Raw genomic sequence first — 22,592 nt, 5'->3', positions numbered from 1 at the left:
TCAGGTTAGCAAGCGGGAGCCTTGCGGCTCCCGCTGCGGCTTACCAGGTTTGGGTGGCCTTGAACTTCTCGATACCGGCTTTGAGGCCAGCGTCGATTTCGTCATTGAAGTCACCCTTCACGTTGATCTTCGCCATCAAATCGGCGTGATCGCGGTTGAAGAAAGCAATCAGCGCTTGTTCGAAGCTGCCGATCTTGGCGATTTCAACGTCAGTCAGGAACCCACGCTCAGCGGCATACAGCGACAGCGCCATGTCAGCGATCGACATTGGTGCGTATTGCTTCTGCTTCATCAGCTCGGTAACGCGCTGACCATGCTCAAGTTGCTTACGGGTCGCTTCGTCCAGGTCAGAAGCGAACTGGGCGAATGCCGCCAGTTCACGGTACTGAGCCAGAGCGGTACGGATACCACCGGAGAGCTTCTTGATGATCTTGGTCTGAGCGGCACCACCCACACGGGATACCGAAACACCGGCGTTCACAGCAGGACGGATCCCGGAGTTGAACATGGCCGATTCCAGGAAGATCTGACCGTCGGTGATGGAAATCACGTTGGTCGGAACGAACGCGGAAACGTCGCCAGCCTGGGTTTCGATGATCGGCAGTGCGGTCAGGGAACCGGTTTTGCCGGTCACTGCGCCGTTGGTGAACTTCTCTACGTAGTCTTCCGAAACGCGGGATGCGCGCTCCAGCAGACGGGAGTGGAGATAGAACACGTCGCCTGGGTAAGCTTCACGGCCTGGTGGACGGCGCAGCAGCAGGGAAATCTGGCGGTAAGCCACTGCTTGCTTGGACAGATCGTCATAAACGATCAGCGCGTCTTCACCGCGGTCGCGGAAGAATTCACCCATGGTGCAACCGGAGTACGGAGCCAGGAACTGCAGTGCTGCAGATTCCGAAGCGCTCGCGGCAACGACGATGGTGTTAGCCAGCGCGCCGTTTTCTTCCAGCTTGCGAACCACGTTGGCGATGGTCGATTGCTTCTGACCGATCGCTACGTAAACGCAGAAAATACCGCTGTTCTTCTGGTTGATGATCGCGTCGATCGCCAGAGCGGTTTTACCGATCTGACGGTCACCGATGATCAGCTCACGCTGGCCACGGCCGACAGGGATCATGGCATCGACAGCCTTGTAGCCAGTCTGTACAGGCTGGTCTACCGACTTACGCCAGATCACACCTGGAGCAACTTTCTCGACCGCATCGGTCTCGGTGTTGCCCAGTGGACCTTTGCCGTCAACTGGGTTACCCAGTGCGTCGACTACGCGACCCAGCAGTTCCTTACCAACAGGAACTTCGAGGATGCGGCCGGTGCACTTGGCGCTCATGCCTTCAGCCAGAGACTGGTAGGAGCCCAAAACCACGGCACCTACGGAGTCTTGCTCCAGGTTGAGAGCCATACCGAAGACGCCGCCCGGAAACTCGATCATCTCGCCGTACATTACGTCGGCCAGACCGTGAATCCGCACGATACCGTCAGATACGCTGACGACAGTGCCTTCGTTACGGGCTTGGGAGGTCACATCGAGCTTGTCGATGCGGCCCTTGATAATTTCACTTATTTCGGAAGGATTGAGTTGCTGCATTGCTCTGCTGCCCCTTCAAACTCAAGATTTCAATGCTTCGGCAAGATTCGCGAGTTTGCCGCGAACCGAGCCATCGATAACCAGGTCGCCGGCGCGGATGACAATGCCCCCAATAAGGGATTTGTCTTCCTCGACTTGCAGGCGCACTTCCCGGTTGAGTCGTGCACTGAGAACCTTGGCGAGTTTGTCTTGCTGTTCTTGGTTCAATGCAAAAGCACTGGTCACTTCAACGTCTACCGACTTCTCTTGTTCAGCCTTGTACAGGTCGAACAGAGCGGAAATCTCCGGCAAAAGCGGGAGACGGTCGTTTTCGGCAACGACGTTGATGAAGTTCTGTGCCTTGGCATCAAACTTGTCGCCGCACACGTCAATAAACGTGGCGGCCTTGTCTGCGCTCGTCAGTCGCGGGGCCTTGAGCACGCGCTGCATGGTGTCGTCTTGCGACACTGCTGCAGCCAGGCCGAGCATGGCTGACCAAGAGGCCAGTTGCTGGTGGGCCTGGGCGTGCTCGAAGGCTGCCTTAGCGTAAGGTCGGGCCAACGTGGTCAATTCTGCCATGATCGCCCTCGCTTAAATTTCAGCAGCCAGTTTGTTAACCAGCTCCGCGTGCGCGTTTTGATCGATTGTGGCACCCAGGATCTTCTCAGCACCGCCGACAGCCAGAGCACCCAGTTGGGCACGCAGAGCGTCTTTGACACTGTTCAGTTCCTGCTCGATCTCGGCCTGAGCCTGAACCTTCACACGGTCAGCGTCGATACGGGCTTTTTCAACAGCCTCTTCAACAATCTGGTTACCGCGTTTCTTGGCTTGCTCAATGATTTCGGCTGCCTGAGCTTTCGCTTCGCGCAGTTGCTGACCCGCTTTATCTTGGGCCAGCTCCAGGTCGCGAGCTGCTCGGGCGGCAGCGTCCAGTCCATCCGCGATCTTCTTCTGACGTTCGTGCAAAGCCGCGATGACCGGAGGCCACACGAACTTCATGCAAAACAGTACAAAAATGAAGAACGCAACGGACTGGCCAATCAGGGTTGCATTAATGTTCACGCCAACACCTCGCTCGTTCGTTGCACATCACACCAATTACTCGAAGGTTCGAGTAATTAGCCAGCGAGTTGACCAACGAATGGGTTCGCGAAGGTGAAGAACAGAGCGATACCAACACCGATCATGGTTACGGCGTCGAGCAGACCGGCAACGATGAACATTTTAACTTGCAGCATTGGAACCATCTCTGGCTGACGCGCTGCGCCTTCCAGGAACTTGCCACCCAACAGGCCGAAACCAATTGCGGTACCCAGTGCGCCCAGGCCGATCAACAGTGCAACAGCGACAGCGGTTAGACCAACTACAGTTTCCATCTTTCCTCCCGACTTTTACGTCGTATGGTTTAGGTTTTTTAGATTTTAAAGCGGTAAAACAAATCGTTTCATAGCCCTGTGAGGGCACCCACCCGTGTGACCGGGTGGGACATCAGACTAGTCGAGACTGGTCTTAATGGTTCTCTTCGTGCGCCATCGACAGATAGACGATGGTCAGCATCATGAAGATAAACGCCTGCAGGGTGATGATCAGGATGTGGAACACAGCCCACGCCCACTGCAGAACTATGCCCAGGCCGCTAAGCCAGAGCAGACCGCTGCCGAACATCACAGCAATCAGAATGAAGACCAGCTCGCCGGCGTACATGTTGCCGAACAGACGCAGTGCCAGGGAGATAGGCTTGGCGATCAGCGTCACGAACTCCAGCAGGAAGTTCACCGGAATCAGCAGAGCTTGCAGGAAGATATTCTTGCTGCCGAAAGGGTGCAGGGTCAGTTCGCCGATGAAGCCGCCGATGCCCTTGACCTTGATGCTGTAGAAAATGATCAACGCGAACACCGACAGGGCCATGCCCAGGGTAGCGTTCGGGTCAGTGGTGGATACGGCACGGAACGGAATGTGTGCATCGCCAGTGATCAGGATGGCCAGCTGAGGAATCCAGTCGACCGGGATCAGGTCGACGGCGTTCATCAGGAAGACCCAGACGAAGATGGTCAGTGCCAGCGGTGCAATCACCGGGCTACGGCCATGGAAGCTGTCTTTCACGCTGCCATCGACGAATTCGACCAATACTTCAACGAAGTTCTGCAAAGCACCAGGTACACCCGTAGTCGCCTTCTTTGCCGCCATGCGGAACAGAAGAACGAAAATCAGGCCCAACGCGACCGACCAGCCGAGTGTATCGACGTGGAAAGCCCAGAAACCCATTTCCTTGGCCTCTGCTGCGGTGTGGGCAAAACCCCACCCGCCAGTTGGGTGCTGACCAAAGGTCAGGTTTTGCAAGTGGTGCTGGATATAGCCCGAAGCGGTTGTCTCTGCCATGGTTGCCTCAAACGCCCTAAGGTCTCGAAAGTCTTGTTCTCATCAGCAGGGGCGCGAACCAGCTGACCAGTTGGGTCAACACGAAGACGCCGAATACAGCTACCGGCGCCAATGGCTTCACTCCTGCGAACGTCAATGCAAACAGCACTGCCGTCAAAATCAATTTCCCAGCTTCACCGGCGTAAAAAGACCGGACGATGGCTTGGGCTGCTCGGGCGCCGGAAAACCGAAATGCCCTGTGAGCGAAATACACATTGGGCAGCAAGGCTATCAGGCCTCCGCAAAGTCCCGAGTACCCGGCAACGACTCCGTGCCATTGCCAGAGCGCCAAAGCGGCGATCAGCAAAACCACAAATTGAGCCATTAGCACCGGAAAAACTGCCAGGCGATGGAACGGCAAGCGGTTTGGCGTGCGGCTTTCCATCACATTTGCTCTCCAATGGTCGGCTGCCAGAATTCAATAACTTGGCATAATTTGTGCCGACAAAATGCGCGCAGAGTATAGGGGCGCTTCTGCCCCTATTCAACTGCCAGGTAGTGATTTCCGACTGCACGCTACATGAGGAAATGTTTCAGCGAATGTGCGCAAGGACACCCTGAAGCTCATCCAGGGAGTTGTAGCCAATCACCAATTGGCCTTTGCCCTTCTTTCCGTGCCGAATCTGCACCGCAGAGCCCAGGCGCTCGGCCAGGCGCTGCTCGAGCCTGGCAATATCCGGGTCCGGTTTTGTCGGTTCGACAGGCTCCGGTTTGCCATTCAACCACTGGCGTACCAGTGCCTCGGTTTGGCGCACGGTCAGCCCTCGTGCGACAACATGTCGCGCCCCTTCGACCTGCTGATTCTCTGGCAAACCGAGCAACGCACGAGCGTGGCCCATTTCCAGATCCCCATGTGACAGCATGGTCTTGATGACTTCGGGCAACGCGATCAAGCGTAGCAGGTTGGCCACGGTTACGCGGGATTTGCCCACGGCTTCCGCCACCTGCTGCTGGGTCAGCTGGAATTCCTGCTGCAAACGCTGCAGGGCAACCGCTTCTTCGACCGGGTTGAGGTCTTCGCGCTGGATGTTCTCGATCAGCGCCATGGCGATCGCGGTTTCATCCGGAACGTCACGGACCATGGCCGGGATGGTTTCCTGGCCAGCCTGCTGACTCGCCCGCCAGCGGCGCTCACCGGCAATGATTTCAAAGCGCCCGCCACCGATCGGACGCACCACGATCGGTTGCATCACGCCCTGGGACTTGATCGACTGCGCCAGCTCTTCCAGCGCCTGGGGATCCATGTCCCGGCGTGGCTGATATTTGCCACGCTGGATCAGGTCCAACGGCAGGTGCTGCAGCTCACGCCGATCCGCCTGTACCGCCTGCTCTTCCAGGGAACTGACGGTAGGACCGCTCAGCAGTGCATCCAGTCCACGTCCTAGACCTCGTTTCTTGACGGCCATGGGGATTCCTTAAGTTGCCTGAGCAGCGGCTGTACGTGAATTTTTGCGCTGGCGGCGAACCATCTCGCCCGCCAAGGCCAGGTAGGCAATGGCGCCCCGCGATGATTTGTCGTACGCCAGCGCAGGCATGCCGTAACTCGGCGCTTCGGCCAGGCGGATGTTGCGCGGAATGACCGTGTCGTAGAGCTGATCGCCAAAGTGTTCCTTGAGCTGCGCCGACACATCGTTCATCAGGCTCAGGCGCGGGTCATACATGGTCCGCAGCAGGCCTTCGACTTTCAGGTTCGGATTCAGCAGTTCGGCGATACGCTTGATGTTATCCACAAGGTCGCTCAGGCCTTCGAGTGCAAAGTACTCGCACTGCATGGGGATAATGACCCCATCGGCGGCAACCAGTGCGTTCAAAGTGAGCATCGACAGTGACGGTGGGCAGTCGATCAGGATGTAATCGTAGTTCTCGCGGATCGGCGCCAGCGCGCTGCGCAGGCGGCTCTCCTTCATCTGCATTTCCAGCAGGACTACCTCAGCCGCGGTCAGATCACGGTTTGCCGGCAGCAGCTGGTAGCCGCCATGTTCGGAGTAGTGCATGGCCTCGGCCAGGTCACATTCGCCGATCAGCAAGTCGTAGACCGAATTTTCCAGGCCGTGCTTATCCACACCGCTACCCATGGTGGCGTTGCCCTGTGGATCGAGATCGATCAACAGCACCCGACGCTTGGTAGCGACCAGAGATGCTGCGAGGTTGATGCAGGTGGTGGTTTTACCCACACCACCTTTCTGGTTCGCAATCGCGAATACCTTAGCCATTCTTGCTTTTGTTCCCAATCATGCCGTGCGGCGCAGTATCAGCAGATGGCGTTGGCCTTGGCAACCAGGTACGGCCAGGGCATGTTCGCTATCGAGGTGGAAGTCTGCCTGCAATGCTACCAGCTCATCGGCCGGATGAACGCCCTTCATTGCCAGCCAACGTGTATTGCCGTCGCCGAGGTGGCGAGTCCAGTTGCTGAAGTTTTCCATGCTGCTGAACGCCCGGGAAATGATCCCGTTGAACGGCTCGGCAGGCTGGAAGGCTTCGACACGACTGTGGATAACTTGCAGGTTGTCCAGCTTGAGCTCGAGTTTGACCTGGGTCAGGAACCGGGTTTTCTTGCCGTTGCTGTCCAGGCAGGTCACCTGCGACTGCGGAAACAGGATGGCCAGGGGAATACCCGGCATGCCGCCGCCGCTGCCGACGTCCAGCCAGCGGCCATCTTCGACGAAGGACATCACGCTCAGACTGTCGAGCAGGTGACGGGAGACCATTTCGTCCGGATCACGCACGGCGGTCAGGTTGTAGGCCTTGTTCCATTTGATCAACAGGGCCAGGTAACCCAGCAGCTGTGCGTGCTGGGTTTCGGTGAGTGTGACACCGAGCTGGCGAGCACCTGTGGATAACTCTTCGGCATGTTGCGAGGTGACCAACGAACTCAAGCGCTTTGCTCCAACTGACGGCCCGCGCCGCGTTTTTTCAAATGAATCATCAACAGCGAAATGGCTGCCGGAGTGACGCCCGGGATGCGCGACGCCTGACCCAGGGTTTCCGGACGGGTCGCGCCAAGCTTGCTCTGGATCTCTTTGGAGAGACCGGAAATATTCGTGTAATCGATATCCACAGGCAACTTGGTGTCTTCGCTGGCCCGCAGACGAGCGATTTCATCCTGCTGGCGATCGATGTAGCCGGCGTATTTGGTCTTGATTTCGACCTGCTCGGCCACCTGAGGATCTTCTGCGCCGCCACCAGTCACAGCGATCAGCCCAGCGTAGTCGATTTCCGGACGGGTCAGCAGGTTGAGTAGATTGTATTCGTGAGTCAGCGGCGTGCCGAATTTCTCGGAAATCGCATCGCCTTGCTCGGTGCCCGGGCGAACCCAGGTGCTTTTCAGCCGTTGTTCTTCCAGCGCGATGCTTTCGCGCTTGGTGCAGAACGCCGCCCAGCGGGCGTCATCGACCAGACCCAGCTCGCGACCTTTTTCGGTCAGGCGCAGGTCTGCGTTGTCTTCGCGCAGGATCAGGCGGTACTCGGCACGGGAGGTAAACATCCGATACGGTTCCTGGGTACCCAGGGTAATCAGGTCGTCCACCAGCACTCCGATGTACGCCTCGTCGCGACGCGGGCACCACGAATCCTTGCCTTGCGCACGCAGTGCAGCGTTGGCGCCGGCCAGCAAACCCTGGGCCCCGGCTTCTTCGTAGCCAGTGGTGCCGTTGATTTGTCCGGCGAAGAACAGGCCACCGATGACTTTGGTTTCCAGGCTGTACTTCAGGTCACGAGGGTCGAAATAGTCGTATTCGATGGCATAGCCCGGACGAACGATATGCGCGTTTTCCATGCCGCGGATCGATTGCACGATCTGCAATTGCACGTCGAACGGCAACGAAGTGGAGATTCCGTTCGGATACAGCTCGTTGGTGGTCAAGCCCTCCGGTTCGATGAAGACCTGATGGCTTTCCTTGTCGGCAAAGCGATGGATCTTGTCTTCAATCGACGGGCAATAACGCGGGCCGATGCCTTCGATCACGCCGGAATACATCGGCGAACGATCAAGGTTGGCGGCAATGATTTCGTGAGTGCGGGCGTTGGTGTGGGTGATCCAGCAACTCACCTGCCGCGGGTGCTGCTCCTTGGAACCCATGAACGACATCACCGGGATTGGCGTATCCCCGGCTTGCTCGGTCATCATCGAAAAGTCGACCGAACGACTGTCGATTCGCGGCGGAGTACCGGTTTTCAAGCGACCCACACGCAGTGGCAATTCACGCAGACGTTGCGCCAAGGCGATTGACGGCGGATCACCGGCACGACCGCCGGAAAAATTCTGCAGGCCGATGTGGATAAGTCCACCGAGGAAGGTGCCAGTGGTCAACACCACGGAGTCTGCGAGGAAACGCAGGCCCATCTGGGTGACTACACCGCGCACTTGATCCTGCTCGACGATCAGGTCATCGGCTGCCTGTTGAAATATCCACAGGTTCGGCTGGTTTTCCAGGATTTCGCGGACAGCTGCCTTGTACAGAACCCGATCAGCTTGGGCGCGAGTTGCACGCACGGCCGGGCCTTTGCGGCTGTTCAAAACGCGAAACTGGATGCCGCCCTTGTCTGTAGCCATGGCCATCGCACCGCCAAGGGCGTCGATTTCCTTGACCAGGTGGCTTTTGCCAATCCCGCCAATCGCGGGATTGCAACTCATGGCACCGAGGGTTTCCACGTTATGCGTCAGCAACAGGGTTTTTGCCCCCATACGTGCTGAGGCCAGTGCTGCCTCGGTACCGGCATGACCGCCGCCGATGACGATCACTTCAAAACGGGAAGGGAAATCCACCACGCACCTCGTGCCTGCTTTCAATTGGGTAATCAGGAATGGTTTGAGCTCAGGTTTCTGGACCTGGTCGACAAGTATAGGGACTTCGCCCTCCCTAAAGAACCCTTTGCACAAAATTTAACCAGCTGTGGAGAAGTCGCGGTTATAGAAATTAAAAAGAGAGAAATTTATTAAATCTTTGTTTTTATGTTTATTTCTACTGAGGCCAGTTTCTGTGGATAGAACGCTACAGGCCATATTATTCAATGTGTACAGAGATTCAAAACCCTGTGTTCATGTGCCAATGAGGCCCTTGGATAACCGGTTTAAGCCTGTGGATGAAAGGGGTGGTTATCCACAGGGGTGGTTATCTTCAGTTTTCAGGCCCTGTTATCAACTGGCCTTAGAGGCAGTTATTCACAGGGCTTAATCCACAGAAAAGCGTCGATCGAGGGAATTTCAGGCAGGTAAAATCCGCTCAAGCAGAAAAAATCTGCTCAGCACTGCTGGAAAATTTAACAGGAGGGAAGGGACAGACAGGTGCGAGTGGCCTGTCTGTGGATAACGGAAGGACTATTTACCGATACAGAAGCTGGAAAAGATACGTCCCAGCAGATCATCGGAGCTGAACGCGCCGGTGATCTCACCCAGAGAGTGCTGAGCCTGGCGCAAATCTTCGGCCAGCAGTTCCCCGGCGCCTGCCAGGGTCAGTTGTGCGCGACCGTGCTCGAGGGATGCGCTGGCGTGGCGCAATGCTTCAAGGTGCCGACGGCGGGCACTGAAGCTGCTTTCGGAGGTTTGCTCGTAGCCCATGCACGCCTTGAGGTGATCTCGCAGCAGTTCCAGCCCGGCGCCGGCAGACTTGGCGCTCAGGCTGATGGTGACGTGGCCATCCTCGCTGACTTCCAGCGCCATAGCCTCGCCCGTCAAGTCGGCCTTGTTGCGGATCAGCGTGACTTTTGCCGGGTCCGGGCGCACTTCCAGGAATTCCGGCCATAACGCAAACGGATCCAGCGCTTCCGGCGCGGTGGCATCGACGACCAGCAACACCCGATCCGCCTCACCAATGGCCTTCAACGCCCTTTCCACACCGATTTTTTCCACATGATCATCGGTGTCACGCAGACCGGCGGTGTCGACCACGTGCAGGGGCATGCCATCGATGTGGATATGTTCGCGAAGAATGTCCCGGGTAGTGCCGGCAATTTCGGTAACGATCGCAGCTTCGCGACCAGCAAGGGCATTCAGCAGGCTGGATTTACCTGCGTTCGGTCGCCCGGCAATCACTACTGTCATCCCGTCACGCAACAGGGCACCCTGCCCGGCTTCACGCATGACTGTGGATAATTCCTCGCGCACCTTGTCGAGCATGCTCAGTACGTGGCCATCGGCGAGGAAGTCGATTTCCTCCTCCGGGAAGTCGATTGCGGCCTCGACGTAGATCCGCAGGCCGATCAACTGTTCGGTTAGGTTATGCACACGCTGGGAAAATGCCCCCTGCAGTGAGCGCAGGGCATTTCGTGCAGCCTGTGCAGAACTTGCCTCGATGAGATCGGCAATCGCTTCCGCCTGAGCCAGGTCGAGTTTGTCATTGAGGAATGCGCGCTCACTGAATTCGCCGGGACGTGCCAGACGACAGCCCAGTTCCAGGCAGCGCTTGAGCAACATATCCAGGACCACCGGGCCACCATGGCCCTGGAGCTCCAGGACATCTTCCCCGGTGAATGAATTCGGGCCCGGAAAATATAGGGCAAGGCCTTGGTCCAGCACCTCTTCGTTGCCATCGAAAAATGGCCCGTAGTGGGCAAATCGGGGTTTCAGTTCACGGCCGCTGAAGGCTTTGGCTGCAACACTGGCAAGCGGCCCCGAAATGCGGACGATGCCCACGCCACCGCGACCTTGTGCGGTGGCGACAGCGGCGATGGTTTCACGAGGAACGCTCATAAACCGATATCCAGACAAAAGTGACAGATAGCAAAACGCCCCACTAGGGGGCGTTCTGAGAGTGGTTATGCACAGTGTAAATCAGGCAGCTGCTTTGGTAGCCGCTTCGACTTTACGAGTGATGTACCACTGTTGGGCGATGGACAGGCAGTTGTTGACTACCCAGTACAGCACCAGACCAGCCGGGAACCACAGGAAGAAGAAGGTGAAGATGATTGGCATCAGCTTCATCACCTTGGCCTGCATCGGATCCGGTGGAGTCGGGTTCAATTGCTGCTGGATGAACATGGTTGCACCCATGATGATCGGCAGAATGAAGAACGGATCCTTGATCGACAGGTCAGTAATCCACAGCATGAAAGGAGCTTGGCGCATTTCCACGCTTTCCAGCAGAACCCAGTACAGGGACAGGAAAACCGGCATCTGCACGAGGATTGGCAAGCAACCACCCAGCGGATTGATCTTCTCTTTCTTGTACAGCTCCATCATGGCTTGCGACATTTTCTGCCGGTCGTCGCCATGTTGCTCTTTAAGCGCGGCCAGTTTCGGAGCTACTGCACGCATGCGGGCCATGGACTTGTAGCTGGCTGCCGACAGTGGGAAGAAGATCCCCTTGATCAGCATGGTCAGGAAGATAATCGACCAACCCCAGTTACCGACCAGCGCGTGGATGTGTTGCAGCAACCAGAAAATTGGCTGGGCAATAAACCACAGGATGCCGTAGTCGACAGTCAGTTCCAGACCTGGGGACAACTCTTTCAGCACCGCCTGGCTTTTCGGACCGGCGTAGAGAACAGCGCTGGTTTCAGCCTTGGCACCTGGCGCGACAGTGATTGCCGGGCCAGTGAAACCGATGATGTAGTTGCCTTTGCTGTCTTTACGGGTCTGGACGATGTTGTTTTCGCCCTTCGCCGGAATCCATGCCGTTACGAAGTAGTGCTGCAGCCATGCAACCCAACCACCGCTGACAGTTTCCTTCAGCTGGGCCTTGTCCATGTCCTTCATGGACACTTTCTTGTACGGCTCGTTACTTGTCCACAGGGCAGCGCCCAGATAAGTAGCGGTGCCGGTGGCCGTAGTAGAGGATGGATCCGCACTGGCGTCACGCTTGAGTTGCGCGAACATCGCGCCAGACCAAGGCTGTGCGCTTTCGTTGTCGATCAGGTAGGAAACGGTTACGTCGTACAGGCCACGTTTCACAGTGAAACGCTTGATGTAGTTGACGCCGTCCTTGCTGAACTTCAGGTCTACGACCATTTGGTCCTGGCCATCAGCCAGTTGGTAAACCTTCTTCTCCGAGGAGTAAACCGGACGACCAGCCGGGCTTGCGTCCGGACCGTTGGTGCCGATCAAACCGCTTTGAGCCAGATAAGTGCGCTCATTGCCGTTATCGAACAACTGGAACGGAATTTCCGGATGGTCCTGGCGGCGTGGATACAGCGGCAGAGTCAACTGGGCAACGTCACCACCCTGAGGATCGACTGCCAGGTCGAGCACATCCGTTTTGATGCGGATGAGGTCTTTGCTTGCTGCTACCGGAGTTTCGGCAGGAGCAGTGGCACTGGTATCGCTTGGGGCGCGCGGAATGTCGTCACTGACAGAAGCATTATTGCCAGTCGCCGTATCCGGTAGGCCCGGTGCGGTAGTACTGGAAGCAACATTCTGAGTCGGCAGGGCAGTCTGACCGTAGTCCTGGTTCCATTTAAGGACCATAACGTAGGCGACGATTGCCAGGGCGACGATCAGGATCGTGCGTTTGATATCCATGATTACTCGGCCATCGAAGAAGAACGGGAGGTAGGGATAGATGGAACCGGGTCATAACCACCGGGATTCCACGGATGACAGCGACCTAAACGACGAAAGGCCAGCCAGCCACCGCGCAGAAGGCCATGATTTTCTATGGCTTCATACGCGTAGCAGGAACAACTGGGGTAGAAACGACAGTGACTGGCCATCAGGGGACTGATGGCATAGCGATAAAACTGGATCGGAACGAGTGCCAGTTTACGCATCGGGACTGTCTACCCCTACAGTTTCGGTTTTGACTGCTGGTACCGGCGTGCTGCGTGCCAGACGCTTCCAGAGTTTGCCGAAATGCTGAATCAATTCGGGGTTTTCTACGTCACCCAAACCTTTGCGCGCGACGATAACAATGTCCCAACCGACCAGTGATTCCTGGTGCAGACGGAACGATTCGCGCATCAGACGTTTGAGGCGATTGCGCTCGACGGAGAGCTTTACGCTCTTTTTCCCGATAACCAGCCCGAGACGGGGGTGATCAAGATCGTTGTTGCGCGCAAGGAGCAGGAGATTTTTCCCCGGAACCTTGCCGGTAGGGGAGTCAAAGACTGCCTTGAAATGCCGGGGGGTAAGCAGACGCTTTTCCCGACTGAAGTCCTGACTCACCTCCAGTGCCGGATTATCAAACTGCCAGACGCGCACGACCTTTGGCGCGACGACGCGACAGGACGGCGCGGCCGTTCTTGGTAGCCATGCGAGCACGGAAACCGTGGGTACGAGCGCGTTTGATAGTGCTTGGTTGGAAAGTACGTTTCATTGTCGTGTTACCTGGTTCGTCCACAACGGGCCGGAATGGCCCCCGTTTTAAGAGACCGGGGATTCTAGAGAAAGCAAGCCTCTAGGTCAATTTCCAACCAGCCTTTCCTGATAAATAGATCTCCCAGGGTTTTTGCGCGTCTGGCTCACCGGTAGATATAGAAATAAAGAAGGAAAGTATTTAAAGCTTTTTTGTAAAGCTTATAAAAGCTAGGCAGGCACTTGTCTGTGGATAACTGCCTTGAGGCCAGACAATACGTGATGTACAGAGAATGACAACTACCGTGGTAAGCGGTGGTCAGCCTGTGCTGCGCTGTCGGATAACCTGTGGGTGAAAGGCGTGTTTATCCACAGGCAGGTTATCCACCGAGTTTCCCCCCCACTTGTGCAATGACCTTAACCCCGGTTATCCACAGAGCTTATGCACAGACCATTGGTCGCCTTTTTTCCCTATAAAGCGTTGATTGTTCTTGGCTGAAGCACCACCTACGTGTGGATAAGTCGGCGGCTGATCGTTACAATGGCCGCTTGTTTTTGCCTCACCGGCTTTCAACTTAGGGGATATCCGTGTCAGTGGAACTTTGGCAGCAGTGCGTGGAGCTTTTGCGCGATGAGCTGCCTGCCCAACAATTCAACACTTGGATCCGTCCACTACAGGTCGAAGCCGAAGGCGACGAGCTGCGTGTCTACGCACCGAATCGTTTTGTTCTCGACTGGGTCAACGAAAAGTATCTGGGTCGAGTCCTTGAGCTCCTTGATGAGCACGGCGATGGCTCGATGCCGGCCCTGTCCTTATTAATAGGCAGTAAACGCAGTTCGGCTCCGCGTGCGGCACCTAATGCTCCGCTGGCTGCCGCTGCGTCACAGGCCCAGGCCGTTCAGGCGCCGGCCAACGCACCTGCGCCTGCACCCGCCGTCACCCAGACCAAACGTGCAACGCAGAAAGTCGCCGACGTTAGCGAAGAGCCGTCCCGTGACAGCTTCGATCCAATGGCGGGGGCGAGTTCGCAACAGGCGCCGATTCGCGCTGAACAGCGCACAGTGCAGGTAGAAGGTGCGCTCAAGCACACCAGCTATCTGAACCGGACCTTCACTTTCGAGAACTTTGTCGAAGGTAAGTCCAACCAGCTAGCCCGGGCTGCGGCCTGGCAAGTTGCGGACAACCCCAAGCATGGCTACAACCCGCTCTTCCTTTATGGCGGTGTCGGCTTGGGTAAAACCCACTTGATGCACGCTGTGGGTAACCACCTATTAAAGAAGAATCCGAATGCCAAGGTCGTGTACCTGCATTCCGAGCGTTTCGTGGCCGATATGGTCAAGGCGTTGCAACTGAACGCGATCAACGAATTCAAACGCTTCTACCGTTCGGTTGACGCGCTGTTGATCGATGACATTCAGTTCTTCGCTCGCAAGGAACGTTCGCAGGAGGAGTTTTTCCACACTTTCAATGCTTTGCTCGAAGGTGGCCAGCAGGTCATTCTCACCAGTGACCGCTACCCTAAAGAAATCGAAGGCCTTGAAGAACGCCTTAAATCCCGTTTTGGCTGGGGGCTGACCGTTGCGGTCGAGCCGCCGGAGCTGGAAACCCGTGTAGCGATCCTGATGAAAAAGGCCGACCAGGCCAAAGTCGATCTGCCTCACGACGCTGCGTTCTTCATCGCCCAGCGCATTCGTTCCAACGTGCGAGAGCTCGAAGGTGCACTCAAGCGCGTTATTGCTCACTCGCACTTCATGGGCCGCGATATCACCATCGAGCTGATCCGCGAATCCCTGAAGGACCTGTTGGCACTGCAAGACAAATTGGTCTCTGTGGATAACATTCAGCGCACGGTCGCCGAGTACTACAAGATCAAGATCTCCGACCTGTTGTCCAAGCGCCGTTCGCGCTCGGTCGCTCGTCCGCGTCAGGTGGCCATGGCGTTGTCCAAAGAGCTGACTAACCACAGCCTGCCGGAAATTGGTGATGTGTTTGGCGGCCGCGATCACACGACTGTGTTGCACGCCTGCCGCAAGATCAACGAACTTAAGGAATCCGACGCGGACATCCGCGAGGACTACAAGAACCTGCTGCGTACACTGACCACTTGATGACACCAGCGCAGCTTATTAAGGCAAGGGACTAGACCATGCATTTCACCATTCAACGCGAAGCCCTGTTGAAACCCCTGCAACTGGTCGCAGGCGTTGTCGAACGCCGACAGACCTTGCCGGTGCTGTCCAACGTGCTGCTGGTTGTCGAAGGACAGCAACTGTCGCTGACTGGTACCGACCTGGAAGTCGAACTGGTCGGTCGTGTACAGCTTGAAGAGCCGGCTGACCCGGGTTCCATCACCGTGCCTGCGCGCAAGTTGATGGACATTTGCAAGAGCCTGCCGAACGACGCGCTGATCGATATCAAGGTCGACGAGCAGAAGCTCGTAGTGAAGGCCGGTCGTAGCCGCTTTACCCTGTCGACGCTGCCAGCCAACGATTTCCCGACTGTCGAGGAAGGCCCAGGTTCGCTGACCTGCAGCCTGGAGCAGAGCAAATTGCGTCGTTTGATCGAGCGCACCAGCTTCGCCATGGCCCAGCAGGACGTGCGTTACTACCTGAACGGTATGCTGCTGGAAGTCTCGGCGGGCATCATCCGTGCTGTGGCCACAGACGGCCATCGCCTGGCGATGTGCTCGATGCAGGCTGATATTGGTCAACCTGATCGTCACCAGGTCATCGTGCCACGCAAGGGTATCCTTGAGTTGGCGCGGCTGCTGACTGAGCCGGACGGTATTGTCAGCATCGTGCTGGGCCAGCATCACATCCGCGCCACTACCGGCGAATTTACCTTCACCTCGAAACTGGTCGACGGCAAATTCCCTGATTACGAGCGCGTGCTGCCCAAGGGTGGGGACAAGCTGGTGCTCGGTGACCGTCAGGCCCTGCGTGAAGCCTTCAGCCGCACTGCGATCCTGTCCAACGAGAAGTACCGCGGCATCCGCCTGCAACTGGCCAATGGTCAGCTGAAAATCCAGGCCAACAACCCTGAGCAGGAAGAGGCAGAGGAAGAAGTAGGCGTTGAGTACAACGGTGGCTCCCTGGAAATTGGCTTCAACGTCAGCTACTTGCTCGACGTGCTGGGCGTGATGACCACTGAGCAGGTTCGCCTCATCCTGTCTGACTCCAACAGCAGCGCGCTGGTGCAAGAGTCCGACAACGACGACTCGGCTTACGTTGTCATGCCGATGCGTCTGTAATCATGCTCAGCAGAAGCTAGATGTCATTAAGTCGCGTCTCGGTCACCGCGGTGCGCAATCTGCACCCGGTGACCCTCTCCCCCTCCCCCCGAATCAATATTCTGTACGGCGCCAACGGCAGCGGCAAAACCAGCGTCCTGGAAGCCATCCACCTGCTGGGGCTCGCTCGTTCGTTTCGCAGCACGCGGCTGCTTCCCGTAATCCAGTACGAGCAATTGGCCTGCACTGTGTTTGGCCAGGTCGAGCTGGCCGAGGGCGGTCATAGCGCGTTGGGTGTGTCTCGCGATCGTCAGGGTGAATTTCAAATTCGCATTGATGGGCAGAATGCTCGCAGTGCGGCTCAGCTTGCAGAGATCCTGCCGCTGCAGTTGATCAACCCCGATAGCTTTCGCCTGCTGGAAGGTGCGCCGAAGATTCGTCGACAGTTTCTGGATTGGGGTGTGTTCCACGTGGAACCACGATTCATGTCCACCTGGCAGCGACTGCAGAAGGCCCTGCGCCAGAGAAACTCTTGGCTGCGGCATGGTACACTTGACGCCGTTTCGCAAGCGGTTTGGGACAGGGAACTGTGCCAGGCCAGCGCTGAAATAGATGAATACCGCCGCGCTTATATCAAAGCCTTGAAACCAGTCTTTGAACAGACCTTGAGCGAACTGGTTGAGCTCGAGGGTTTGACGCTCAGCTATTACCGAGGCTGGGACAAAGACCGCGAGTTAAGTGCAGTGCTTGCTGGGTCCGTTCAGCGGGATCAGCAAATGGGTCATACCCAGGCCGGACCACAACGTGCTGATTTGCGTCTCAGATTGGGCGCACACAATGCCGCGGACATCTTGTCCCGGGGCCAGCAGAAGTTAGTGGTCTGTGCTCTGCGGATCGCCCAAGGGCATCTGGTCAGTCAGGCCCGTCGCGGCCAGTGTATTTATCTGGTGGATGACTTGCCGTCCGAGCTGGACGAGCACCACCGTCGCGCGCTTTGCCGCTTGTTGGAAGACTTACGCTGCCAGGTGTTTATCACCTGTGTAGATCACGAATTATTGAGGGAAGGCTGGCAGACGGAAACGCCAGTCGCTTTGTTCCACGTGGAACAAGGCCGTATCACCCAGACCCACGACCATCGGGAGTGAAGGCATTGAGCGAAGAAAATACGTACGACTCAACGAGCATTAAAGTGCTGAAAGGCCTGGATGCCGTACGCAAACGTCCCGGTATGTACATTGGTGACACCGACGATGGCAGCGGTCTGCACCACATGGTTTTCGAAGTGGTCGATAACTCGATCGACGAAGCTCTCGCCGGCCACTGCGATGACATCAGCATCATTATTCACCCGGATGAATCCATCACCGTTCGTGACAACGGCCGTGGCATCCCAGTAGACGTGCACAAGGAAGAAGGCGTTTCTGCAGCGGAAGTCATCATGACTGTGCTGCACGCCGGCGGTAAGTTCGACGACAACTCCTACAAAGTATCCGGCGGCCTGCACGGTGTAGGTGTATCGGTAGTAAACGCGTTGTCCGAAGAACTGATCCTCACGGTACGTCGCAGTGGCAAGATCTGGGAACAGACCTACATCCACGGCGTGCCGAAAGAGCCGATGAAAATCGTCGGCGAGAGCGAAACCACGGGCACCCAGATTCACTTCAAGCCGTCCGACCTGACTTTCAAAAACATCCACTTCAGCTGGGACATCCTGGCCAAGCGGATCCGTGAACTGTCCTTCCTGAACTCCGGTGTTGGCATCGTCCTTAAAGACGAGCGCAGCGGCAAGGAAGAGCTTTTCAAATACGAAGGCGGCCTGCGTGCGTTCGTTGAATACCTGAACACCAACAAGACGCCGGTCAACCAGGTGTTCCACTTCAACATTCAACGTGAAGACGGCATCGGCGTGGAAATCGCCCTGCAGTGGAACGACAGCTTCAACGAGAACCTGTTGTGCTTCACCAACAACATTCCGCAGCGCGACGGCGGCACTCACCTGGTGGGCTTCCGTTCCGCGTTGACGCGTAACCTCAACACCTACATCGAAGCTGAAGGTCTGGCGAAGAAGCACAAGGTCGCGACCACCGGTGACGATGCGCGTGAAGGCCTGACCGCGATCATTTCGGTGAAAGTGCCGGATCCGAAGTTCAGCTCCCAGACCAAAGACAAGCTGGTTTCTTCCGAAGTGAAGACCGCTGTTGAACAGGAAATGGGCAAGTACTTCTCCGACTTCCTGCTGGAAAACCCTAACGAAGCCAAGCTGGTCGTCGGCAAGATGATCGACGCTGCACGTGCTCGTGAAGCGGCGCGTAAAGCCCGTGAAATGACTCGCCGCAAGGGCGCGTTGGATATCGCCGGCCTGCCGGGCAAACTGGCTGACTGCCAGGAAAAAGACCCTGCCCTGTCGGAACTGTATTTGGTGGAAGGTGACTCTGCTGGCGGCTCCGCCAAGCAGGGACGTAACCGTCGCACCCAGGCCATCCTGCCGTTGAAGGGCAAGATCCTCAACGTAGAGAAAGCGCGCTTCGACAAGATGATCTCTTCCCAGGAAGTAGGCACCTTGATCACTGCGCTCGGCTGCGGCATCGGTCGCGATGAGTACAACATCGAGAAACTGCGTTACCACAACATCATCATCATGACCGATGCTGACGTCGACGGTTCGCACATCCGTACCCTGCTGCTGACCTTCTTCTTCCGTCAGCTGCCGGAGCTGATCGAGCGTGGCTACATCTACATCGCTCAGCCACCGCTGTACAAGGTCAAGAAAGGCAAGCAAGAGCAGTACATCAAAGACGATGACGCCATGGAAGAATACATGACGCAATCGGCCCTGGAAGACGCCAGCCTGCACTTGAACGAAGAAGCCCCTGGTATCTCGGGCGAAGCCCTGGAGCGCCTGGTGAATGATTTCCGCCTGGTGATGAAAACTCTCAAGCGTCTGTCGCGGCTGTACCCTCAGGAGCTGACCGAGCACTTCATCTACCTGCCTGCGGTAAGCATGGAGCAACTGTCCGATCACGCAGCGATGCAAGAGTGGTTGGCCAAGTACGAAGTTCGCCTGCGCACTGTCGAGAAGTCGGGCCTGGTCTACAAGGCCAGCCTGCGTGAAGACCGTGAACGTAACGTCTGGCTGCCCGAGGTAGAGCTGATCTCCCACGGCCTGTCGAACTACGTCACGTTCAACCGCGACTTCTTCGGCAGCAACGATTACAAGACCGTTGTCTCCCTGGGCGCTCAGTTGAGCACCTTGCTTGACGAAGGCGCGTACATCCAGCGTGGCGAACGCAAGAAGCCGGTGACCGAGTTCAAGGAAGCACTTGAGTGGCTAATGGCTGAGAGCACCAAGCGTCACACCATTCAGCGATACAAAGGTCTGGGCGAAATGAACCCGGATCAGCTGTGGGAAACCACCATGGACCCAGCACAGCGCCGCATGCTGAAAGTGACCATCGAAGACGCCATTGGCGCGGACCAGATCTTCAACACCCTGATGGGTGATGCGGTCGAGCCTCGTCGTGACTTCATCGAAAGCAACGCCCTGGCGGTTTCGAATCTGGACTTCTGATCCAGCGTAAAAAACCCGCTAAACAAAAAGGCCAACGCTAGCGTTGGCCTTTTTTTGTTTAACGACCACTGCTACGAAACCGACACACTCTCCAACCGATACCCATACCCGTAGATCGTCAACAGCTGCCAACCGCGATCCGCAGTCAGCCCGAGTTTGTTGCGAAGACGATAAATGTGGGTATCAAGCGGTCGCGAAGACAGCATCTCTTCGTGGCTCCAGAACCGCTCATAGAGATACTCCCGCGACAGCGGTCGGCCTAGATTGGTGAACAGGCAGCGGGCAAGACGGTACTCCCGTTCAGTCATGCCAATCGGCACACCAGCGCGGGTGACTGTCAGCTCGGCATCGTCGAATAGCAAGTCATTGATGCTCAGCACTTCCCCGCTCGCCCGGCGTGAGTGACTGTGCCTGCGCAAGACGGCCGCGACCCTGGCCTTCAGTTCGTTGGGTCGAAAAGGTTTGCTGACATAATCGTCCGCGCCAGCATTCAGAGCCTGGACGATATCGCTTTCACCGTCGCGGCTGGTGAGCATGATGGCGGCAGGTGGCGCGTCCATGTGTTCACGGGTCCAGCGCAGCAGGGACAGGCCACTGAGCCCCGGCAATTGCCAGTCGAGCAGGAGCAGATCGTAGGTTTCCCTGCGCAGTTGGCGTAGCAGATCCTCGCCATTTTCGAAGCTGTACAACGACCATTCAATTTCTCCAGGCTCGGCCATCTGCCTGAGGGTTTGTTCCACCCGGCGGAGCTCAGCCGGTTCATCGTCCAGTATCGCGACACGCATGGGCAGGGATTCCTTGGTCTCAGCTTGTGATTACCAATGTGAACAAACACTACCGAGCCACTATGTTTGGCGAAGTAACCTGCGCTCCGTTGGTCGACGTCCGCTATGATTCTTTTCGAACACCTCGCCGATAAGACCCACGCACATGATCGAAATTCCCTACGCCCCGCGTTCCGGCCTTCTCCATGAGTAATGAGCGTAGACGTGAAAGTCGCGAGCCCAGTCAGGTTCAGGGATTGTTTCGACAGTTGGTCAGGGAATGGCTGTGGATAAGTTTGACCCTGTTGCCCCTCACGGCCCTGCTTTCCTATGGTGCTCAGACGGGCCAGGCCATGCTGTCGAGTGCGCAGGGTGCCTGGTTGTCGGTAGTGTTGGTGGCCAGCGTGCTTGGCTTGATGTTGCTGCGGCCTCGCTGGGCCTTGTGGTCAACGCTGGCCGGTATGGGCGCGACGCTGTTGATCAGCTATGGGATAGCACGGCAAGACGGCTGGTGGTCTCCGTTCGCCAGCCAGCTCGGCATGCTGTTCGGTTACCTGATCTGGAACTGGCGTCGGTTAAGCGTGGTGCTTACCTACTTCGGCTGGGAGCTGGCACGTCTGGATAACGAGCCGAAAGTTTTCCCCGAGCGCCGCCGCGGTCAGTTCCCCACAGGTGACCGCTTGCAAGGGCAGATCATGGCGCTGGAGCAAGCCATGAGCCGGACCCGGGACACCCGGCGCTTCATTGCCGACGGCCTTGAATATTTGCCGGTGGCGACCTTGATCAGCGATCCGAAGGGACGAATCCTGCTAGGCAATCGCAAGGGACGGGATTTATTCGGGGGCGATCTGGTGGGCGATGACATCATCGAACGACTGGCACAACTCGGCTATCCGGAATTGAGCAATGGGCTGAGACCACCGCTCTCCGCCCTGCCCTTGCTCGAATTCCGCGACATCAAGGAGCGGAGCCTGCGCCTGGAGCGGGCGGCATTGCTGCCGGTAGACGGCGACGTGCCGATCGGCTGGCTGTTGAGCCTCACTGACCTGAGCGTTGAGCGGGAGGCAGAAGAACAGCGCAGCGTGATGCTGCGATTCCTGTCCCACGACCTGCGTGCGCCTCACTCGGCGATCCTCGCGCTGCTCGACGTGCATCGGCACCAGGTCGGTGGCGACACGCACTTGTTCGATCAGATCGAGCTTCAGGTGCGCCGGGCACTGGACCTGACCGATGGCTTTGTGCAATTAGCCAAGGCTGAATCAGAGGCCTATCAATTCCAGCCGACCTTGTTAGCGATGCTGGTCATGGATGTGTTCGACCAAGCGCTCACGATTGCGCGGTTGAAGCACATCGAACTGGTGCATCACCTGAACGATGAGGTGCAGGAACGTCTGATACTCGCGGACCAGGCACTACTGACCAGGGCGCTGTTCAATCTGCTGGAAAATGCCATCAAGTACAGCGATGCCGGGACACTGATCAGCTTGCGAGTGCGATGCACCGATGGCTGGATGATTTGCGACCTGCAAGATCAGGGCAAAGGCATCGCGGCGCAAGAGTTGCCCGAGCTCTTCAGCCAGTACCGGCGTTTTTCCTCTGCCCAGGGAATCGATGGCATCGGCTTGGGGTTGTCGATGGTGAAGGCGGTAATGGACCGCCACAGTGGTCGAATCGAGTGCCAAAGCGTCGTTGGCGAAGGTACGCGCTTCAGCCTGCACTTCCCTCTGCTTGACGAATGAAACCGTCGAATTTCGCCCAAAAAAACCGGCTATATACGCCGGTTTTTTTACATCCAAAAAAAACTTATGCACCTTTTTCAGTT

General features: G+C 57.0%; 21 protein-coding genes. 5 read left to right on the top strand and 16 right to left on the bottom strand.

The window, feature by feature from the left end; genetic code table 11:
• Positions 1-40: 40 nt before the first annotated feature.
• The 15 genes from atpA to rpmH all read right to left on the bottom strand — a co-directional run bounded on the left by atpA (position 41) and on the right by rpmH (position 13,230).
• Positions 41-1,585 carry a F0F1 ATP synthase subunit alpha gene (gene atpA, locus ACYZTK_RS15420; RefSeq protein ID WP_462010680.1) on the bottom strand — a complete coding sequence of 515 codons (1,545 nt, stop codon included), beginning with the start codon at positions 1,583-1,585 and terminating at the stop codon, positions 41-43.
• A gap of 21 nt (positions 1,586-1,606) precedes the next feature.
• Complete coding sequence (locus ACYZTK_RS15415) at positions 1,607-2,143, bottom strand: F0F1 ATP synthase subunit delta (RefSeq protein WP_054594854.1); 537 nt, start codon at positions 2,141-2,143, stop codon at positions 1,607-1,609.
• A 12-nt stretch (positions 2,144-2,155) separates the two neighbouring features.
• The gene (locus tag ACYZTK_RS15410; RefSeq protein ID WP_008027535.1) at positions 2,156-2,626 is read right to left on the bottom strand and encodes a F0F1 ATP synthase subunit B; all 471 of its coding nucleotides are present in this window, start codon (positions 2,624-2,626) and stop codon (positions 2,156-2,158) included.
• Between the two features lie 56 nt (positions 2,627-2,682).
• Entirely contained in the window at positions 2,683-2,940 is a 258-nt protein-coding gene (atpE, locus tag ACYZTK_RS15405) for a F0F1 ATP synthase subunit C (protein WP_462010679.1), read from the bottom strand.
• A 133-nt stretch (positions 2,941-3,073) separates the two neighbouring features.
• Entirely contained in the window at positions 3,074-3,943 is an 870-nt protein-coding gene (gene atpB, locus ACYZTK_RS15400) for a F0F1 ATP synthase subunit A (RefSeq protein WP_462010678.1), read from the bottom strand.
• A gap of 16 nt (positions 3,944-3,959) precedes the next feature.
• Positions 3,960-4,367, bottom strand: coding sequence for a F0F1 ATP synthase subunit I (locus tag ACYZTK_RS15395; RefSeq protein ID WP_462010677.1), 408 nt, complete (start codon positions 4,365-4,367; stop codon positions 3,960-3,962).
• Between the two features lie 148 nt (positions 4,368-4,515).
• Positions 4,516-5,388, bottom strand: coding sequence for a ParB/RepB/Spo0J family partition protein (locus ACYZTK_RS15390; RefSeq protein ID WP_462010676.1), 873 nt, complete (start codon positions 5,386-5,388; stop codon positions 4,516-4,518).
• 9 nt (positions 5,389-5,397) lie between these two features.
• A complete protein-coding gene (locus ACYZTK_RS15385) occupies positions 5,398-6,195 on the bottom strand; it encodes a ParA family protein (protein WP_266016330.1) in 798 nt (265 codons plus the stop codon).
• Between the two features lie 18 nt (positions 6,196-6,213).
• Positions 6,214-6,858 carry a 16S rRNA (guanine(527)-N(7))-methyltransferase RsmG gene (rsmG, locus tag ACYZTK_RS15380; protein ID WP_462010675.1) on the bottom strand — a complete coding sequence of 215 codons (645 nt, stop codon included), beginning with the start codon at positions 6,856-6,858 and terminating at the stop codon, positions 6,214-6,216.
• Positions 6,855-8,747: a tRNA uridine-5-carboxymethylaminomethyl(34) synthesis enzyme MnmG gene (gene mnmG / locus ACYZTK_RS15375; protein ID WP_462010674.1), complete on the bottom strand. Its 1,893-nt coding sequence runs from the start codon at positions 8,745-8,747 to the stop codon at positions 6,855-6,857. The genes rsmG and mnmG overlap by 4 nt, the downstream gene beginning before the upstream one ends.
• A gap of 552 nt (positions 8,748-9,299) precedes the next feature.
• Positions 9,300-10,670, bottom strand: coding sequence for a tRNA uridine-5-carboxymethylaminomethyl(34) synthesis GTPase MnmE (gene mnmE, locus ACYZTK_RS15370; RefSeq protein WP_462010673.1), 1,371 nt, complete (start codon positions 10,668-10,670; stop codon positions 9,300-9,302).
• Between the two features lie 81 nt (positions 10,671-10,751).
• Entirely contained in the window at positions 10,752-12,437 is a 1,686-nt protein-coding gene (gene yidC / locus ACYZTK_RS15365) for a membrane protein insertase YidC (RefSeq protein WP_462010672.1), read from the bottom strand.
• Between the two features lie 2 nt (positions 12,438-12,439).
• Positions 12,440-12,685 carry a membrane protein insertion efficiency factor YidD gene (gene yidD, locus ACYZTK_RS15360; protein ID WP_074872215.1) on the bottom strand — a complete coding sequence of 82 codons (246 nt, stop codon included), beginning with the start codon at positions 12,683-12,685 and terminating at the stop codon, positions 12,440-12,442.
• The gene (rnpA, locus tag ACYZTK_RS15355; RefSeq protein WP_045061255.1) at positions 12,678-13,079 is read right to left on the bottom strand and encodes a ribonuclease P protein component; all 402 of its coding nucleotides are present in this window, start codon (positions 13,077-13,079) and stop codon (positions 12,678-12,680) included. Before rnpA ends, yidD begins: the two co-directional genes overlap by 8 nt.
• Before the next feature lie 16 nt (positions 13,080-13,095).
• Positions 13,096-13,230: a 50S ribosomal protein L34 gene (rpmH, locus tag ACYZTK_RS15350; RefSeq protein ID WP_003213577.1), complete on the bottom strand. Its 135-nt coding sequence runs from the start codon at positions 13,228-13,230 to the stop codon at positions 13,096-13,098.
• A gap of 566 nt (positions 13,231-13,796) precedes the next feature.
• Between rpmH and dnaA the strand changes: the two genes are divergently transcribed.
• From dnaA to gyrB, 4 genes are read left to right on the top strand one after another with little or no spacing between them, the layout of a single operon-like run.
• Positions 13,797-15,317 carry a chromosomal replication initiator protein DnaA gene (gene dnaA / locus ACYZTK_RS15345; RefSeq protein WP_462010671.1) on the top strand — a complete coding sequence of 507 codons (1,521 nt, stop codon included), beginning with the start codon at positions 13,797-13,799 and terminating at the stop codon, positions 15,315-15,317.
• Between the two features lie 38 nt (positions 15,318-15,355).
• The gene (gene dnaN, locus ACYZTK_RS15340) at positions 15,356-16,459 is read left to right on the top strand and encodes a DNA polymerase III subunit beta (RefSeq protein WP_007948106.1); all 1,104 of its coding nucleotides are present in this window, start codon (positions 15,356-15,358) and stop codon (positions 16,457-16,459) included.
• Between the two features lie 20 nt (positions 16,460-16,479).
• Positions 16,480-17,583, top strand: coding sequence for a DNA replication/repair protein RecF (recF, locus tag ACYZTK_RS15335; protein WP_462010670.1), 1,104 nt, complete (start codon positions 16,480-16,482; stop codon positions 17,581-17,583).
• Positions 17,584-17,588: 5 nt separating this feature from the next.
• Positions 17,589-20,006 (top strand): DNA topoisomerase (ATP-hydrolyzing) subunit B, encoded by a 2,418-nt coding sequence (gyrB, locus tag ACYZTK_RS15330; protein ID WP_462010669.1) that lies wholly within the window; start codon positions 17,589-17,591, stop codon positions 20,004-20,006.
• 71 nt (positions 20,007-20,077) lie between these two features.
• Here the strand turns inward: gyrB and ACYZTK_RS15325 are convergent, their stop codons facing one another.
• The gene (locus ACYZTK_RS15325) at positions 20,078-20,791 is read right to left on the bottom strand and encodes a response regulator transcription factor (protein WP_462010668.1); all 714 of its coding nucleotides are present in this window, start codon (positions 20,789-20,791) and stop codon (positions 20,078-20,080) included.
• A gap of 185 nt (positions 20,792-20,976) precedes the next feature.
• On the opposite strand from ACYZTK_RS15325, the gene ACYZTK_RS15320 reads away from it, so the two are divergent.
• Positions 20,977-22,509 (top strand): sensor histidine kinase, encoded by a 1,533-nt coding sequence (locus tag ACYZTK_RS15320; RefSeq protein WP_462010667.1) that lies wholly within the window; start codon positions 20,977-20,979, stop codon positions 22,507-22,509.
• Positions 22,510-22,592: the final 83 nt, after the last annotated feature.

The organism is Pseudomonas sp. LB3P31, assembly GCF_054897945.1.
The sequence above is the reverse complement of the archived record's forward strand: the minus strand, read 5'-3'. Positions and strand labels throughout refer to the sequence as shown.

Excerpts from the sequence above, each read along its gene's own strand:
- rpmH (WP_003213577.1), bottom strand. The coding sequence starts at position 13,230 with ATGAAACGTACTTTCCAACCAAGCACTATCAAACGCGCTCGTACCCAC.
- atpA (WP_462010680.1), bottom strand. The coding sequence starts at position 1,585 with ATGCAGCAACTCAATCCTTCCGAAATAAGTGAAATTATCAAGGGCCGC.
- mnmE (WP_462010673.1), bottom strand. The coding sequence starts at position 10,670 with ATGAGCGTTCCTCGTGAAACCATCGCCGCTGTCGCCACCGCACAAGGT.
- atpB (WP_462010678.1), bottom strand. The coding sequence starts at position 3,943 with ATGGCAGAGACAACCGCTTCGGGCTATATCCAGCACCACTTGCAAAAC.
- ACYZTK_RS15325 (WP_462010668.1), bottom strand. The coding sequence starts at position 20,791 with ATGCGTGTCGCGATACTGGACGATGAACCGGCTGAGCTCCGCCGGGTG.
- ACYZTK_RS15320 (WP_462010667.1), top strand. The coding sequence starts at position 20,977 with ATGAGTAATGAGCGTAGACGTGAAAGTCGCGAGCCCAGTCAGGTTCAG.
- yidC (WP_462010672.1), bottom strand. The coding sequence starts at position 12,437 with ATGGATATCAAACGCACGATCCTGATCGTCGCCCTGGCAATCGTCGCC.
- ACYZTK_RS15415 (WP_054594854.1), bottom strand. The coding sequence starts at position 2,143 with ATGGCAGAATTGACCACGTTGGCCCGACCTTACGCTAAGGCAGCCTTC.
- recF (WP_462010670.1), top strand. The coding sequence starts at position 16,480 with ATGTCATTAAGTCGCGTCTCGGTCACCGCGGTGCGCAATCTGCACCCG.
- ACYZTK_RS15395 (WP_462010677.1), bottom strand. The coding sequence starts at position 4,367 with ATGGAAAGCCGCACGCCAAACCGCTTGCCGTTCCATCGCCTGGCAGTT.
- ACYZTK_RS15385 (WP_266016330.1), bottom strand. The coding sequence starts at position 6,195 with ATGGCTAAGGTATTCGCGATTGCGAACCAGAAAGGTGGTGTGGGTAAA.
- ACYZTK_RS15390 (WP_462010676.1), bottom strand. The coding sequence starts at position 5,388 with ATGGCCGTCAAGAAACGAGGTCTAGGACGTGGACTGGATGCACTGCTG.
- yidD (WP_074872215.1), bottom strand. The coding sequence starts at position 12,685 with ATGCGTAAACTGGCACTCGTTCCGATCCAGTTTTATCGCTATGCCATC.
- atpE (WP_462010679.1), bottom strand. The coding sequence starts at position 2,940 with ATGGAAACTGTAGTTGGTCTAACCGCTGTCGCTGTTGCACTGTTGATC.
- dnaN (WP_007948106.1), top strand. The coding sequence starts at position 15,356 with ATGCATTTCACCATTCAACGCGAAGCCCTGTTGAAACCCCTGCAACTG.